Annotated in this window: 13 protein-coding genes; 8 read left to right on the top strand and 5 right to left on the bottom strand. The window is 68.7% G+C overall.

What is annotated here, in order from left to right; all coding sequences use genetic code 11:
• Window positions 1-12 precede the first annotated feature (12 nt).
• The gene (locus QC180_RS00975) at window positions 13-741 is read left to right on the top strand and encodes an NUDIX hydrolase (RefSeq protein ID WP_278260627.1); all 729 of its coding nucleotides are present in this window, start codon (window positions 13-15) and stop codon (window positions 739-741) included.
• Window positions 738-1,931, top strand: coding sequence for a MarP family serine protease (locus QC180_RS00970; RefSeq protein ID WP_278260626.1), 1,194 nt, complete (start codon window positions 738-740; stop codon window positions 1,929-1,931). The genes QC180_RS00975 and QC180_RS00970 overlap by 4 nt, the downstream gene beginning before the upstream one ends.
• Window positions 1,932-2,229: 298 nt before the next feature.
• On the opposite strand, the gene QC180_RS00965 is transcribed toward QC180_RS00970, so the two are convergent.
• From QC180_RS00965 to acs, 4 genes are all read right to left on the bottom strand, one after another.
• On the bottom strand, window positions 2,230-3,216 hold the full coding sequence (locus QC180_RS00965; protein WP_278260625.1) for an alpha/beta fold hydrolase: 987 nt from the start codon (window positions 3,214-3,216) through the stop codon (window positions 2,230-2,232).
• Window positions 3,217-3,271: 55 nt separating this feature from the next.
• A complete protein-coding gene (locus tag QC180_RS00960; RefSeq protein ID WP_278260624.1) occupies window positions 3,272-3,760 on the bottom strand; it encodes a phage holin family protein in 489 nt (162 codons plus the stop codon).
• Entirely contained in the window at window positions 3,757-4,989 is a 1,233-nt protein-coding gene (gene nhaA / locus QC180_RS00955; protein ID WP_278260623.1) for a Na+/H+ antiporter NhaA, read from the bottom strand. The genes QC180_RS00960 and nhaA overlap by 4 nt, the downstream gene beginning before the upstream one ends.
• 147 nt (window positions 4,990-5,136) lie before the next feature.
• On the bottom strand, window positions 5,137-7,095 hold the full coding sequence (gene acs, locus QC180_RS00950; protein WP_278260622.1) for an acetate--CoA ligase: 1,959 nt from the start codon (window positions 7,093-7,095) through the stop codon (window positions 5,137-5,139).
• A 274-nt stretch (window positions 7,096-7,369) separates the two neighbouring features.
• Between acs and QC180_RS00945 the strand changes: the two genes are divergently transcribed.
• The 6 genes from QC180_RS00945 to QC180_RS00920 all read left to right on the top strand — a co-directional run bounded on the left by QC180_RS00945 (window position 7,370) and on the right by QC180_RS00920 (window position 13,622).
• Window positions 7,370-8,926 (top strand): peptide ABC transporter substrate-binding protein, encoded by a 1,557-nt coding sequence (locus QC180_RS00945; RefSeq protein ID WP_278261167.1) that lies wholly within the window; start codon window positions 7,370-7,372, stop codon window positions 8,924-8,926.
• A gap of 13 nt (window positions 8,927-8,939) precedes the next feature.
• Window positions 8,940-9,866: an ABC transporter permease gene (locus tag QC180_RS00940; RefSeq protein WP_278260621.1), complete on the top strand. Its 927-nt coding sequence runs from the start codon at window positions 8,940-8,942 to the stop codon at window positions 9,864-9,866.
• Entirely contained in the window at window positions 9,859-10,788 is a 930-nt protein-coding gene (locus QC180_RS00935; RefSeq protein ID WP_278260620.1) for an ABC transporter permease, read from the top strand. Before QC180_RS00940 ends, QC180_RS00935 begins: the two co-directional genes overlap by 8 nt.
• On the top strand, window positions 10,785-12,449 hold the full coding sequence (locus tag QC180_RS00930) for an ABC transporter ATP-binding protein (RefSeq protein WP_278260619.1): 1,665 nt from the start codon (window positions 10,785-10,787) through the stop codon (window positions 12,447-12,449). The genes QC180_RS00935 and QC180_RS00930 overlap by 4 nt, the downstream gene beginning before the upstream one ends.
• A 247-nt stretch (window positions 12,450-12,696) precedes the next feature.
• Complete coding sequence (locus tag QC180_RS00925) at window positions 12,697-12,861, top strand: hypothetical protein (RefSeq protein ID WP_278260618.1); 165 nt, start codon at window positions 12,697-12,699, stop codon at window positions 12,859-12,861.
• Between the two features lie 11 nt (window positions 12,862-12,872).
• On the top strand, window positions 12,873-13,622 hold the full coding sequence (locus tag QC180_RS00920) for a Fic family protein (protein WP_278260617.1): 750 nt from the start codon (window positions 12,873-12,875) through the stop codon (window positions 13,620-13,622).
• Window positions 13,623-14,053: 431 nt separating this feature from the next.
• Here the strand turns inward: QC180_RS00920 and QC180_RS00915 are convergent, their stop codons facing one another.
• Window positions 14,054-14,848 (bottom strand): HAD-IB family hydrolase, encoded by a 795-nt coding sequence (locus tag QC180_RS00915; protein WP_278261166.1) that lies wholly within the window; start codon window positions 14,846-14,848, stop codon window positions 14,054-14,056.
• Between the last annotated feature and the right edge of the window lie 228 nt (window positions 14,849-15,076).

Here is a 15,076-nt window from a genome sequence, read left to right as displayed (position 1 = left end):
GAAGGCGATGGCGTGAACGGTGTGGCGAGGCTCGACGATTCCGGTATCCCGGCGTGGTTGCACACCGCGATCAGATCCGGCGGCCCCGACGCCGACGACACCCTCGCCACCTCCCGCGCCCTGCGCCGGGCCATGTCGATCACCGGCAAACCGCGCCAGGCCGCGGTCCTGGTCCTCTTCGGCGGCGCGACCGACTCCGACACCGACGCCCCGGGCGGCCTGCCCGCCGACGCCGATGTGCTGCTCACCCAGCGCGCCTCGACGATGCGTCAACATCGCGGCCAGATCGCCTTCCCCGGCGGCGCCGCCGATCCCGGCGACGACGGCCCGGTCGGCACCGCCCTGCGCGAGGCGGTCGAGGAGACCGGGCTCGACCCCGGTGGTGTCCAGCCGTTCGCTGTCCTGCCGAAACTGTTCGTCCCGCCCTCGAAGTTCGATGTCACCCCGGTGCTCGGCTACTGGCGGGCACCCAGCGCGATCGGCGTCGTCGATCCCGCGGAAACCGAGCGTGTCGTGCGTGTCCCGCTCACCGAATTGCTGGATCCGGCACACAGATTCATGGTGCGTGGCAGTCTCGGCTACCAGAGTCCCGCGTTCCAGGTCGACGGCATGCTGGTGTGGGGACTCACCGGCGGTATCCTCGCCGGAATCATCAAAACAGCGGGCTGGGAACGAGACTGGGATCGGGGCGACGTGCGTGACTTGGAGAGCTCGTTGGCTGCGGTCGGAATGACCCTGTGAGCGCCTCGGTTTGGTTGGATATCGCGGTGGTGTTGATCGCGCTGGTCGCGGCGTCCACCGGGTGGCGGCAGGGGGCGGTGGCCTCGACCTTGGCGTTCTTCGGCGTCGCCATCGGCGCGGTCGCCGGAATTCTCATCGCGCCGCACATCCTGCAGCACCTCAGCGAGGGGCGTAGCCGGGTCCTCGGCGGCATCATGCTGATCGTGCTGCTGGTGATCGTCGGCGAGGTCGCGGGCATGGTGCTGGGCCGGGCCGCGCGTTCGGGCATCCGGCATCCGCTGGCGCGCAGTGTCGACAGCGTGGTCGGCGCGGTCCTGCAGGCGGCGACCGTGCTGGTCGCGGCCTGGCTGCTGGCCCTGCCGCTGGCCACCGCCTCGCAGCCGGGCGTCGCCCAGGCCATCAACGGCTCGCGCGTGCTCGCCGATGTCAACGAGGTGGCGCCGAACTGGCTGCGCAAGCTGCCCAACGAGTTCTCCCGGCTGCTCAACACCTCCGGGCTGCCCGACGTCATCGGCCCGTTCGGCCGCGCGCCGATCGCCGCGGTGGAACCGCCGGACCCGAGCGTGCTCGCCAGCCCCGTCGCGGCCTCGCTGCAGCAGAGCGTGCTGCGCATCCGCGGCGTCGCGCCGAGCTGCCAGCGCGCGCTGGAGGGTTCGGGCTTCGTCGTGGCGCCGGAACGGGTGATGACCAACGCGCACGTCGTCGCGGGCACCAACAGCGTCTCGGTCGACACCGCGCGCGGTGCCCTCGACGCCACCGTGGTCCTGTTCGACCCGTCCAAGGACATCGCCGTCCTCGCGGTGCCGGGCCTGACCGCCCCCGTCGTCCCGCAGGCCCCGGCCCCGGCGCGCTCGGGCGAGAGCGCCATCGTCCTGGGCTATCCCGGGGGCGGCCCGTACACGGCCAGTGCCGCGCGGGTGCGCGAGACGCTCGATCTGACGGGGCCGACCATTCATCGTGACGGGACTGTAGAGCGTGAGGTGTACACGGTGCGCGGTCAGGTTCGGGCGGGTAACTCGGGTGGGCCGCTGGTCGATACCGAGGGGCAGGTTTTGGGGGTTGTGTTCGGTGCGGCTGTGACCGATGACGACACGGGGTATGTGCTGACGTTGAACGAGGTTGCTTCGGAGCTGGCCGCGGCGGCTCCCAGTAGTACGCCGGTGGATACGGGTGCTTGTGTGCTGAGTTAGGTTGCGGGGCCGGGGCTGTTGTTCGACGGTCCCTGGTGGTTTACGGCTGTGTTTGTTGGAGCGCTGGCGCGCTCGAGGTCGCGGCCCCTGGAGGGCCGCCGGTCAGGCACCGCGGCTTGCTCCTTCGTCGCGTACGCCGCGGCGCCTGACCGGCGGCCCGGCCGCGACCGGCCACTGCGTGGCCGCCGCTCCTCGGGGTCGCGGGTGCGGGGTCGGGAGTGCGGTCATGGCGGATTCGGGGTGTGCGGTGTGGCTGGGAGTGCGGAAGGTCGCTGACCAGCGGCGCTGCAGCGTTGGCCTACGGCGAGACCAGGCCGTCCTTGGGAGTGCCGTTGACGCCGTTCTGCTCGCGCCAGCGGGTGGTCAGTTCCTGGTTGACCCTCGTGGGGTTCTCCTGGTGGGCGTAGTGCCCTGCGTCGGGGATCGATACCAGGGTTCGGGCGGGGGACCAGCGGGCGCCACGGTGGACGGTGGCGGGCAGCAAGTAGGGGTCCTGGTCGCCGCGCAGGGCCAAGACGGGGATATCTATGGGGGTGCGCATGGTCGCCATGAAGCGCTTGCCGTCGGGACGCCACTGGCTGCGGAACGCCCAGCGCTGGTACTCCAGCGCGCAGTGGGCCACGCCGGGGATGCGGACGGCGTGGCGCATGCGGGCGGCCGTCTCGGTGAATTCGGCGCCGCGCGACCAGCTCTGACCGACCCGCTCGCGCAGCAGTCGTTCCACCTCGGCGCCGTCGCGCCGGGTGAGCAGGTGTTCGGGATAGCGCGGCAGCTGGTAACGCAGGAAATCGGGGAGCCAGGTGGCGCGCTGGGCGGGATCGCGCAGGACGGCCTTCTTCAACGCGGCCGGATGCGGCGAGCCGATGACGGCGATCGAGCGCACCAGGCGCGGGTGCAGCACGGCGGTGGCCCAGCAGACCAGGCCGCCTTCGGCGTGTCCGACCAGCGTCGCCTCGGTGTGTCCGAGGGCGCGGACGAGTCCGGCGATGTCACCGGCCAGGGTCCAGCCGTCGTAGCCGCGCGGGGGTTTGTCCGAATCGCCGTATCCGCGCAGGTCGACGGCGACGGTGCGGTAGCCGTGATCGGGCAGCCCGGTCAGCTGATGACGCCACGACCACCAGAAGTCGGCGAAACCGTGCAGGAGCAGGACCAGGGGCGCGTCGGCGCGCCCGGTCGAGTCGGCCTCCACCACGTGGAAGCGGATGCCGTTGGCGTGCACGTCACGGTGGGTCCACGGTCCGTCGTAACGGACGCTGGACGGATCCGGGAATGAATTGGACGACACGCCGATCGAGCCTAGTAGGCGGGTCCGGCCGGTGCGACCGGGCCCGCCCGGCGCGTCATCGCTTGGTCGACTTCTCCAGCGCGGGGGCGCTCTCGCGGTGGGTCAGCGCCTGCGGCAGCACCTCGGCGGTCTGCTTGAGCGAGCCGATCGTCTTCTCCGGAGCGCGCAGTTTGCGCACCTTGAGCCAGCCGAGGAAGGCCAGGAGCGCGGTGGTGAGCACCATCAGCGCGAACACGATCAGGAACGCGGCCCAGCGGTAGAGCCACACGTCCAGCAGTTCGGCGAGGAAGAAGAAAAAGAAGAACGAGCTGAACAGCAGTACCGTCAGCGCGAGGATGAAGAAGACACTGCCGGTCAGGCCCTTGCGGACCTCGGCGGTCACCTCGGCCTTGGCCAGCGCGACTTCGGCGCGCACAAGGGTCGACATCTGCTCGGTCGCGTCGCGGACCAGACTGCCGAAGCTGGCCGATCCGGGCGGATTGGCGTCGGTCAACGGGATGGAAGTGACCGTCCGACCGTCATTTCCGCCTTGGGTGTAACTCACTTCGTCGACCCTTCTGTGTCCGGTGGTAGTTCGTCCGCGTCGCGGCGCGCCTGGTGCACACGTCCTCGGCGCAACAGTAGCGCCGATCCGATCAGCGATGCTGCCATGGAGGTGACCAGAACGGCCGCCTTCGCGAGATCGATGGCTTCCGCGCCGACATCGGCCAACGCGAGTTCCGCCACCAGAAGGCTAACGGTGAACCCGATCGCGCCCAGTACCGACAGGGCGAACATGTCGCGATAGCCCAGTCCGGCAGGGCGTTTCACCCAGCCGAGCCGGATCGTCACCCAGCTGACGCCGAAGATGCCGATGGTCTTGCCCAGCAGCAGCCCGAGCATGATCGCCAGCGACAACCGCTCGGTGAACAGCGAACCGAACACCGCCGCGTCCAGCGGCACGCCGGAGGCGAACAGCGCGAACAGCGGCACGCACAGCCCCGCCGACAGCGGCTGCACGACGTGTTCGAGATGGGTGGCCGGTGCGGTCCGCTCGCCCGGGTCGGTCCGCACCCGGGTGAGCAGGCCGAGCGCGACACCGGCCAGCGTGGGATGGATGCCCGCCTCGTGCAGCGCGTACCAGCACACCAGCGCCAGCGGCAGATACACCAGCGGCGTGTGCAGCCGGAACTTCTGGGCCAGCGCCCAGGCCGCGCAGCAGGCCAGCGCCGCCAGCAGCCACAGCAGCGAGAGCGAGGCGGTGAACAGCACCGCGATGAGCAGGATCGCCAGCAGATCGTCGACCACGGCCAGACTCAGCAGGAACACCCGCGCGCTGGCCGGAATCCGCGAGCCGGTCATCGCGAGCACCGCCAGCGCGAAGGCGATGTCGGTGGCCACCGGGATGGCCCAGCCCTTGTCCATGCCCGGCACGCCGTGCCCGACGATCAGCGCGATCACCGCCGGGGTGACGACACCGCCCACCGCCGCGACCACCGGCAGCGCCGCCCGTTTCACATCCGCCAGTTCCCCGACGACGAACTCGCGTTTGAGTTCCAGCCCCGCGACGAAGAAGAAGACCGCGAGCAGCCCGTCCTTGGTCCAGTCGGCCAGCGTGAGGTCCAGGTGCAGCGCGGGAATGCTCAGATGCGCGCCGACCATCGTCTGATAGCTCGCCCCCCACGGCGAGTTCACCCAGAGCAGCGCGACCGCGGCGGCGATGAGCAGCAGCGCCCCGCCGACCGTTTCGGTCCGGAGATAGCGGGTCAGTTCGGATCGCACACGGGTGATCAAGCGCGGGCCTCTCGGCAGGGGTGGACTCAGCTACGGGCGCTCATCCACCGGATGCACGACCGCACGCCGACCAGACTTCCCGGCACACCTCGCACCGATCCTAACGGACCCGGCCGACGGCCCACCCCGCCGCCGACCGGGCACCGCTCAGTTGCCGCCCGCGCGAATCGCCTCGAAAACGCCCGGATCGACCAGCGTCGAGGTATCGCCGAGCTCGCGTCCCTCGGCCACATCGCGCAGTAGTCGGCGCATGATCTTGCCGCTGCGTGTCTTGGGCAGTTCCGGCACGAGGTGGATCTCGCGCGGCTTGGCGATCGGGCTGATCTGCTTGGCGACCTCGGCCTTCAGCTCGTCCACGAGGCCGTCCCCGGCCTTACCCGCCGCCTCGCCGGTCAGGATGACGAACGCGACGATGCCCTGCCCGGTGGTGTCGTCGCTGGCGCCGACCACCGCGGCCTCGGCCACCGTCGGGTGCCCGACCAGCGCCGATTCGACCTCGGCGGTGGAGATGCGGTGTCCGGAGACGTTCATGACGTCGTCCACGCGGCCCAGCACCCACAGATCGCCGTCGGCGTCGAGCTTGGCGCCGTCCCCGGCGAAGTACCAGCCCTGCTCGGCGTAGCGCTCCCAGTAGGTGGCCCGGTAGCGGTCCATATCGCCCCAGATGCCGCGCAGCATCGACGGCCACGGCTTGTCGAGCACCAGGTACCCGTTGGCCTCGGTCTCCCCGAGCTGGACCGGCTTGCCCTCCTCGTCGACGACCGTCGCCGAGATGCCGGGCAGTGGTCGCATGGCCGCGCCCGGCTTGGTGGCGGTGACGCCGGGCAGCGGGGAGATCATGATGGCGCCGGTCTCGGTCTGCCACCAGGTATCGACCACGGGGGTCCTGTCCGCCCCGATGACGCTGCGGTACCAGCGCCAGGCTTCGGGGTTGATCGGCTCGCCGACCGAGCCGAGCACGCGCAGGCTGCTGAGATCGTGGGCGTCGGGGATCTCACGTCCCCATTTCATGAATGTCCGGATCAGTGTGGGCGCGGTGTAGTAGATGGTGACGCCGTACTTCTCGATGATCTCGAAGTGCCGGTGCTCGTTCGGCGAATTCGGTGTGCCCTCGTAGACGACCTGCGTGGTGCGGTTGGCCAGCGGCCCGTAGACGATGTAGCTGTGCCCGGTGACCCAGCCGATGTCGGCGGTGCACCAATAGACGTCCTGGCCCGCTTTGTGGTCGAACACGTTGTGGTGGGTGTAGGCGGTCTGGGTGAGGTAGCCGCCGGTGGTGTGCAGGATCCCCTTGGGCTTTCCGGTCGTGCCGGAGGTGTAGAGGATGAACAGGGGATGCTCGGCCGGGAAAGGCCGCGCTTCGTGGGAAGGCGAAGCGGCGGCGACGGTTTCGTGCCACCACAGATCGCGCCCGTCGGTCCAGGGGACCTCGGTACCGACCCGGCGCACCACCAGCACGTGCTCGACCGAGGACGGCACATCGCCCTTGGCGGCGAGCGCCTCGTCCACCGCCTCCTTCAGCGGGGCGGGCTTGCCGCGCCGCCACTGCCCGTCGGTGGTGATGATCAGCCGCGCCTCGGCATCGTCGACACGCTGACGTAGCGCGCTGGGGGAGAACCCGGCGAACACCACCGAATGTGTGAGGCCCAATCGCGCGCAGGCCAGCATCGACACGATGGCCTCGGGCACCATCGGCATGTAGACGGCCACGCGGTCACCGGCTTCGAGCCCGAGCTCGGTCAGGAAGTTCGCGGCGCGGGAGACCTCGTCGAGCAGTTCGCGATAGGTGATGTCGCGCGAGTCGCCGGGCTCGCCCTCCCAGTGGATGGCGACCTGGTCGCCGTGCCCGTCGAGGACGTGGCGGTCCACGCAGTTGTAGGCGACATTGAGCTCACCGTCGGCGAACCAGCGCGCCACCGGCGCATCGCTCCAGTCGAGCACCTGGCTGAAGGGCTTGTGCCAGTGCAACCGGTTGGCCTGTTCGGCCCAGAAGCCGTCGCGATCGGTCTCGGCCCGCTCGTACAGTGCGGCGTCGGCGTTGGCCGAGGCGGCGAACTCCGCGCTCGGCGGGAACGAGTCCGGGTGTCCTGCAGCGGTTTCGGTCATGTCGATTCAGCCTCACATGCCTCGTGCGGTCGGGTCGGTCGCGAGGGCGTCAGCCCTGCTCCCTCGACACTAGTCAACGCACCCGGCTCCGCGCGGCGGTTGTATCGCGCAGGTTTCGCCGATGGGTCATCCGATGACTTCCCGGACAGATCCGCCGTTCTCGGGCTATCGTTTTATCTCAACCGTTCAGCTGATGGTTCCGAGAATTGTTCATTTATTTCGGGAGACCGCGTTGATATTCACCAGAGTGACCGTGTTGTTCGCCGCGTCCGTCATGGCCGCTGGCCTCGCCCTGACCGCCTGTGGATCCGACGACAGCGTCGACGCGGCGATCGTCACCACCAACGCGGGCGAGCCGCAGAATCCGTTGGTGCCCACCAACACCAACGAGAACATGGGTGGTCGCGTGGTCGATCGCCTGTTCGCCGGGCTCAAGTACTACGACGCCACCGGCGAGGCCCACGACGAGATGGCAGAGAAGATCGAGACCGCCGATCGCAAGTCCTACCGCATCACCATCAAGCCGGACTGGAAATTCACCGACGGCACCACGGTGACCGCCAAATCATTCGTCGACGCGTGGAACTACGGCGCCCTCGCCACGAACGCACAATTGCAGAGTTATGTTTTCACGCCCATTGTCGGATTCGACGAAGTGAATTCCGAGAAACCCACGGCGCAGACGATGTCGGGCCTGAAAGTGGTCGATGACCGCACCTTCACCGTGGAATTGAAGTCGCCCTCGATCGACTTCGAGAGCGCCCTCGGGTACGCCCCGTTCTACCCCCTGCCGGAGTCGGCGTTCGCCGACATGAAGGCGTTCGGCGAGAACCCGGTCGGCAACGGCCCGTACGCCTTCGAATCCTGGGAACACAACGTCAAGATCGATCTGAAGCCCAATCCGGACTACCCCGGCGGTCGCCCGGCCAAGAACAAGGGCCTGCGCTTCGTCATGTACCAGTCGTTCGAAACCGCCTACGCCGATCTACAGGCGGGCAATCTCGACACCCTCGACACCATTCCCGACAGCGCGCTGACCTCCTACAAGAACGATCTCGGCGACCGCGCCATCACCAAGCCGACCGCGCAGAACCAGCACATCGGCATCCAGACCACCGTGCCCCATTTCGGCGGCGCGGAAGGCGTGCTGCGTCGCAAGGCGATCTCCATGGCGATCAACCGCCCGCAGATCAGCGAGAAGATCTTCAACGGCCTGCGCCTGCCCGCCCGCGATTTCACCGCCTCCACGCTGCCCGGCTTCAACGGCAACCTGCCCGGCGCCGAGGTGTTCGACTACAACCCGGACGAGGCCAAGAAGCTGTGGGCCCAGGCCGACGCCCTCTCACCGTGGTCGGGCAAGTACACCATCACCTACAACTCCGACGGCGGCCACCAGGCCTGGATCGAAGCGGTGGCCAACAGCATCAAGAACACCCTCGGCATCGAGGCGGTCACCAATCCCGTCCCGACCTTCAAGAACGTGCGCGACGCGGTGAACGCCAAGACAATCGGCACCGCCTTCCGCTACGGCTGGCAGGGCGATTACCCGACGATGATGCAGTTCCTGTCCTCGCAGTACTACAGCTACTCCGAGACCAACAATGTCGACTACGACAATCCCGAGGTCGACCGGCTCTTCGACGCCGCCATGGCCGCCCCCACCCAGCAGGAGTCCTACCAGCTGATCGCGCGGGCGCAGACCATCATGATCCAGGACATGGCCGATATCCCGGTGTTCGACTACGTCGCCGCCGCGGGCCGCTCCGATCGCGTGACCGAGGCCGAACTGGCCTGGAACGGCCTGTTCGACTTCGAGAACATCCAGAAATAGGCGCCCGGCGACGATGGCCTGGTACATACTCCGGCGCGTACTCCAGATGATCCCGGTGTTCCTGGGCGCGACGCTGCTGATCTACGCGATGGTGTTCCTGATCCCCGGTGATCCGATCAAGGCGCTGGCCGGGGAGAAACCCCTGACCCCCGCGGCCGAGGCCGCCCTGCGCGCCCGATATCACCTCGATCAGCCGTTCATCGTGCAGTATCTGCACTATCTGAAAGGAATTCTCACCCTCGATTTCGGCACCTCGTTCTCGGGCAGGCCGGTCCGCGCGGAACTCGAGCGCGCCTTCCCGATCACCATCAAACTGGCGTTTCTCGCGGTGCTGATCGAGGGCGTGTTCGGGATCGTGTTCGGGCTGATCGCCGGTCTGCGCAAGGGCAAGCTGTTCGATTCCACGATGTTGATCGCCAGTCTGGTGCTGATCGCGCTGCCGGTATTCGTGGTCGGCTATCTGGCGCAGTTCTTCCTCGGGGTGAAGTGGGGGATCGCACCGGTGACCGTCAGCGGGAAGGCGAGTCTGGGTGAGCTGCTCGTCCCGGCCTTCGTGCTCGGGTCGCTGTCGTTCGCCTATGTGCTGCGGCTGACCCGGAACTCGGTGGCGGAGAACAAGTCCGCCGACTACGTACGCACCGCGACGGCCAAGGGCCTGGGCCGCAGGCGGGTGGTCACGGTGCACATTCTGCGCAATTCGATGATCCCGGTGGTCACCTTCCTCGGCGCGGATTTCGGCGCGCTGATGGCGGGTGCCATCGTCACCGAGGGCATCTTCAACATCCCCGGCGTCGGCGGCACGCTCTACCAGGCCATCACCCGCGGCGAGCCGCCCACGGTGGTGTCGTTCGTGACGGTGCTGGTGGTGATCTTCCTGGTGATGAACCTGCTCGTCGACCTGCTCTACGCCGCGCTCGACCCGAGGATCCGTTATGCATGAGAGTCAACGGCATTTCGTGGCCCCGGCCGACGAGGTGGAGGTGCTCGCCACCGACCGGGTCACCGACTCCGGCACACCCACCAGCATCTGGGGCGACGCGTGGCGCCGGTTGCGCCGCAATCCGGTGTTCCTGGTCGCGATGGTGCTGATCGTGCTGGTGCTGCTGGTGGTGGTCTGGCCGTCACTGTTCACCGGGCAGGACCCGCGCCTGTGCCTGGGCGAGTTCGGTATGGACAAGCCGCGATCGGGTCATCCGTTCGGCTTCGACAAGCAGGGCTGCGACATCTACGCCCGCACGATCTACGGCGCCCGGGCCTCGGTGAGCGTCGGGGTCGGCGCGGCGCTGCTGTTCCTGCTGGTCGGCGGGGTGCTCGGCGCGCTGGCCGGGTTCTTCGGCGGTCTGCTCGACTCGATCGTCTCGCGCGTCGCCGAGATCTTCTTCGCCATCCCGATGGTGCTGGCCGCCATCGTGCTGCTGCAACTGCTGCGCCCGGCCACCGTGACCACGGTGATCCTCATCCTGGTCGCCTTCACCTGGCCGCAGGCCGCGCGCATCGCCCGCGGCGCGGTGATCGAGGCCAAGAACAGTGAATACGTCACCGCCGCGCAGGCATTGGGTGTCTCGCGGCTGGGCACGTTGGGCAGGCATGTGCTGCCCAACGCGGCGGGGCCGCTCATCGTGGTCGCGACGCTGTGGCTGGGCGTGTTCATCGTCACCGAGGCGACGCTGTCCTATCTCGGGGTGGGTCTGCCGCCCGAGATCGTGTCCTGGGGCACCGATATCGCCAGGGCCAAGAGCGAGATCCGCACCTCGCCGATCCTGTTCTATCCGGCGACCGCGCTGGCCGTCACGGTCCTGAGCTTCATCATGCTCGGCGACGCGGTGCGCGACGCGCTCGATCCGAAGGAGCGCACCCGATGACCGAGCCGCTGCTCGACATCCGCGACCTGGATGTCAGCTTCACCACCGACGGCACGCCGGTGCCCGCCGTGCGCGGGGTGAACCTCACCGTCTTCCCCGGCCAGACCGTGGCGATCGTCGGCGAGTCCGGCTCGGGCAAGTCGACCACCGCGCACGCGATCATCGACCTGCTACCCGGCACCGGCGAGATCACCGGCGGCAGTATCCGCTTCGACGGCACCGAACTCACCACCGCCTCGGCCAAGCAGATCGTCGCGATCCGCGGCAACGGCATCGGGCTGGTGCCGCAGGACCCGATGTCGAACCTGAACCCGGTCTGGAAGATCGGGTTCCAGATCCGGGAGACGCTGGCCGCCAACGGCATCGCCACCGGCTCGGCCGCCCGCGAACGCGCGATCGAGCTGCTGACCGAAGCCGGAATGCCGGATGCCGAACGCCGCGTGAACCAGTATCCGCACGAGTTCTCCGGCGGCATGCGGCAGCGCGCCCTGATCGCCATCGGCCTGTCGTGCAGGCCGAAACTACTCATCGCCGACGAGCCCACCTCGGCGCTGGACGTCACCGTGCAGCGCCAGATCCTCGACCACCTCGACGGGCTCACCACCGAACTCGGCACCGCGGTCCTGCTGATCACCCACGACCTCGGGCTCGCCGCCGAGCGCGCCGAACACCTGGTGGTGATGTACCGCGGCCGCGTGGTGGAATCCGGCCCGGCCCTGCGGATCCTGCGCGATCCCCAACACGAATACACCAGGAAGCTGGTCCGCTCGGCGCCCTCGCTGGCCGCGCAACGGATGTCGTCGTCGCGGCAGCGCGCCCAGGTCCGCCTGCGGGCGGTGGAAGTCGCTGAGCGCGAGGAACTGCCCGACACGGTGCTCGAGGTGCGGGACCTGACCAAGGCGTTCAAGATCCGGGGCAAGCGACCCTGGCAGTCCAGCGATTTCGTCGCGGTGAAGGACGTGAGCTTCGCGGTCGAGCGGGGCACGACCACCGCCGTCGTCGGCGAGTCCGGCTCGGGCAAGTCGACTCTGGCACAGATGGTGCTCGGCCTGCTCGAGCCGACCTCGGGCAGCGTCGTCTTCGACGGTCGACAGGTCGCCGACCTGGACCGCAAGAGCGCCTTCGCCTTCCGCCGCCGCGTGCAGCCGATCTTCCAGAACCCCTACGGCTCACTCGACCCGATGTACTCGATCTTCCGCACCATCGAGGAACCCCTGCGCGTGCACAAGATCGGTACCGCCGCCGAGCGCGCGGCCGTGGTGCGCGACCTGCTGGACAAGGTCTCGCTGCCGTCCTCGGTGCTGCGCCGCTACCCCAACGAGCTCTCCGGCGGCCAACGTCAGCGCGTCGCGATCGCCCGCGCTCTGGCCCTGTCACCGGAACTGGTCGTCTGCGACGAGGCGGTCTCCGCCCTCGACGTCCTGGTCCAGGCCCAGATCCTCACCCTCCTCAACGACCTGCAAGCCGAACTCGGCCTGGCCTACCTGTTCATCACCCACGACCTGGCCGTCGTCCGCCAGATCGCCGACAACGTGCTGGTCATGCGCGCGGGGGAAGTGGTGGAGGCGGCGACCACCGACCAGGTCTTCGCGTCACCGGAACAGGACTACACACGGGCCCTGCTGGAGGCGATTCCGGGCCGGGAGTTGCTCGCTGGGTGACGGGACAGGGCCGACGGACCAGGGGGCGGCCCGGACGCGATGTTCGGCCTGCTGGATCGGCACCGCATCGGGCGATTCGGCCCGCTGCCCGGGCCGGGAATCTGTTCTCGGAGTGACGGACCGTGCCGGTGCCGAGGTCCGGGCGTGCTCCCGATATCAGGGACGATTCGGAGCGAGGCGTCGGCCCGTCGGCGTAGCGTGGGCGGGGTCCGAGGTGGTGCGGTGAACGCAGGGGTAGGAGACGCCGGTGGATCGTATCGATGCCGAACGGCAGGCCGAGCTCGAAGCGCGACGGCGCCGGGCGCACACCCCGGCCGCCAAACGGCTCGCCGAAACGCTCTGGCCGGACCGCTGCTGGCCGCGGGTGGCCGGGCTGCACGTCCTCGTCGATGGCGCGCTACTCGAACGGTAGCCTCGTATGCCGTGACTGATCCGCTCCAGCCCCTGGTCGACCTGCCCGGCGTGCGCGACGCCGCCGACAAGGCCCGCGACGCGCTCGCCGCGGTGCACCGGCACCGGTCCAATCGGCGCGGCTGGGCGACCACCGCCGCCGAAGCCGCGGTGCGCGCGGCGCGCTCGTCGGCCGCCATCGAGGGCGCGAGCACCGACCTGCCCGCCGACGGCCAGGTCAGCGATCCGGTTCTGGCCGGTGCCCTGCGCGTGGGCCAGGCCCTAGACGGTGACGCGTTGAACAACCTGGTCGCCACCTGGCGCCGCGCCCCGCTCCAGGCGCTGGCCCGGCTGCACCTGCTCGCCGCCGCCGACCTGGTCGAAGACCAGCTCGAACTCGGCAGGCCGCGCACCACCCCCGGCATCGCCGAACGCCTCGACATGCTCGTGCAGACCGTCCAGTCCAGCAAGGCCCCGGCCCCCGTGATCGCGGCGGTCGTGCACGGTGAGCTGCTGACCCTGCGCCCATTCGGCACCGCCGACGGCGTGGTCGCGCGCGGCGCCTCCCGGCTCGTCGCGGTGGCCAGCGGCCTCGACCCGCACAGCCTCGGCGTCCCCGAGGTCTTCTGGCTGCGCCGCCGCACGGCCTACCTCGACGCCGCCGCCGGTTTCGGCATGGGCACCGCCGAGGGCGTGGGCGGCTGGGTACTGTTCTGCGCGGGCGCGCTGGAAGACGGTGCCCGCGAGGCGAACTCGATCGCCGATGCCGCCGCCGCGAACTGACCCCCGCACATCGAAACGGGCGGCGTAGCCGATTCCTCGGCCTCGCCGCCCGCTAGCACGGAACACCCGGTTACCAAGCGTGCTGGGGTGGGTTGTGTTCGGTGGCCTCGGCGATCATCCGAACCCCGCCGGTTCATCCCCGCAACCTGTGCGAGGCGTTCGCCGACGACTGCCCGAATTTCGCAGGCCCACAACTCTGCTGCCCTTGTCGCGGCGCGCTCCGCGTGGGTGCCTGGCGTCCGTGCTGGGAAGGGTGGGATGGGAGGCGAAACCTTCTCTTCCGGCTCCGTCTTGGCCTTCCGTCCTTCCGTGCCTCCATTCTTACACTGTGACCGCACTCACATCAAGCATTTCTCCGGCATTACCGATTCCCGCGATTTTCGGCGTGTCAGTCGGCGATCCGTGCTGCGACGTCGCGTTCCCGACGCAGGTCAGCGACGTTTCCGCAGCAGCCGATAGCTGATCGCGCCCGCGACGATCGCGCTCAGCCCGACCGCCGCGGTGGCGGCCACGGTGGTGCTCGACGGAGCCTGGAACCGCGCCCACAGCGACACCGGATTCGAGAAGATCAGCACCGGCCAGTCCCGCGCGGCGGCCTCCTTGCGCAGCCCGCGATCGGGGTTCACCGCGGTCGGATGCCCCACGGCGCTCAGCATCGGCACATCGGTCACCGAGTCGGAATAGGCGTAGCAGCGCGACAGGTCGTAACCCTCGCTGGCGGCGAGTTTTTCGATCGCCGCCACCTTGCCGTCGCCGTAGCAGTAGAACTCGATGTCACCGGTATAGCGGCCGTCCTCGACCACCATCCGGGTGGCCTCGGTGTGCGAGGCGCCGAGCGCTTCGGCGATCGGGGTCACGATCTCCTCGCCGGAGGCCGAGACGATCACCACATCGTGTCCGCGGATCTTGTGATCGGCGATCAGATCGGCCGCCTCGGCGTAGATCACGGGGTCGACGAGTTCGTGAAGTGTCTCCGCCACAATGGATTTCACCTGCTCGACATCCCAGCCCGCGCACATGTTGGCCAGGTTTGCCCGCATCCGTTCCATCTGGTCGTGATCGGCACCGGAGAGCAGGAACAAAAAGTGCGCGTAGCTGCTCTCCAGGACGGCCCGGCGGTTGAGCAGACCCTGGGCGTAGAACGGTTTGCTGAACACGAACGCACTCGATTTCGCGATCACCGTTTTGTCGAGATCGAAGAACGCGGCGACGCGTCCGCCCGGCACCGGCGCCCGCGCCGCATCGGCGAGACTTGTGTCCGTAGGCGATGTCTGGTCACGATCGTCGGTCACGTCAACAGGATAGGCACGCGCCGCCGGGTCCGCAGGAGGCGCCCTGCGCGGCGCCTTCGCGGAGTTTGCCCCGGGGACGCCGGAGCCGCGAATCGCCCGAAGATGGTGGCGAACGCTACTTGCGCCCGCGGCGGGGGATGGGTGTAGTATTGCTGGCACCTG

Source organism: Nocardia anocheti, assembly GCF_029675105.1.
GTDB lineage: Bacteria > Actinomycetota > Actinomycetes > Mycobacteriales > Mycobacteriaceae > Nocardia.
The sequence above is the reverse complement of the archived record's forward strand: the minus strand, read 5'-3'. Positions and strand labels throughout refer to the sequence as shown.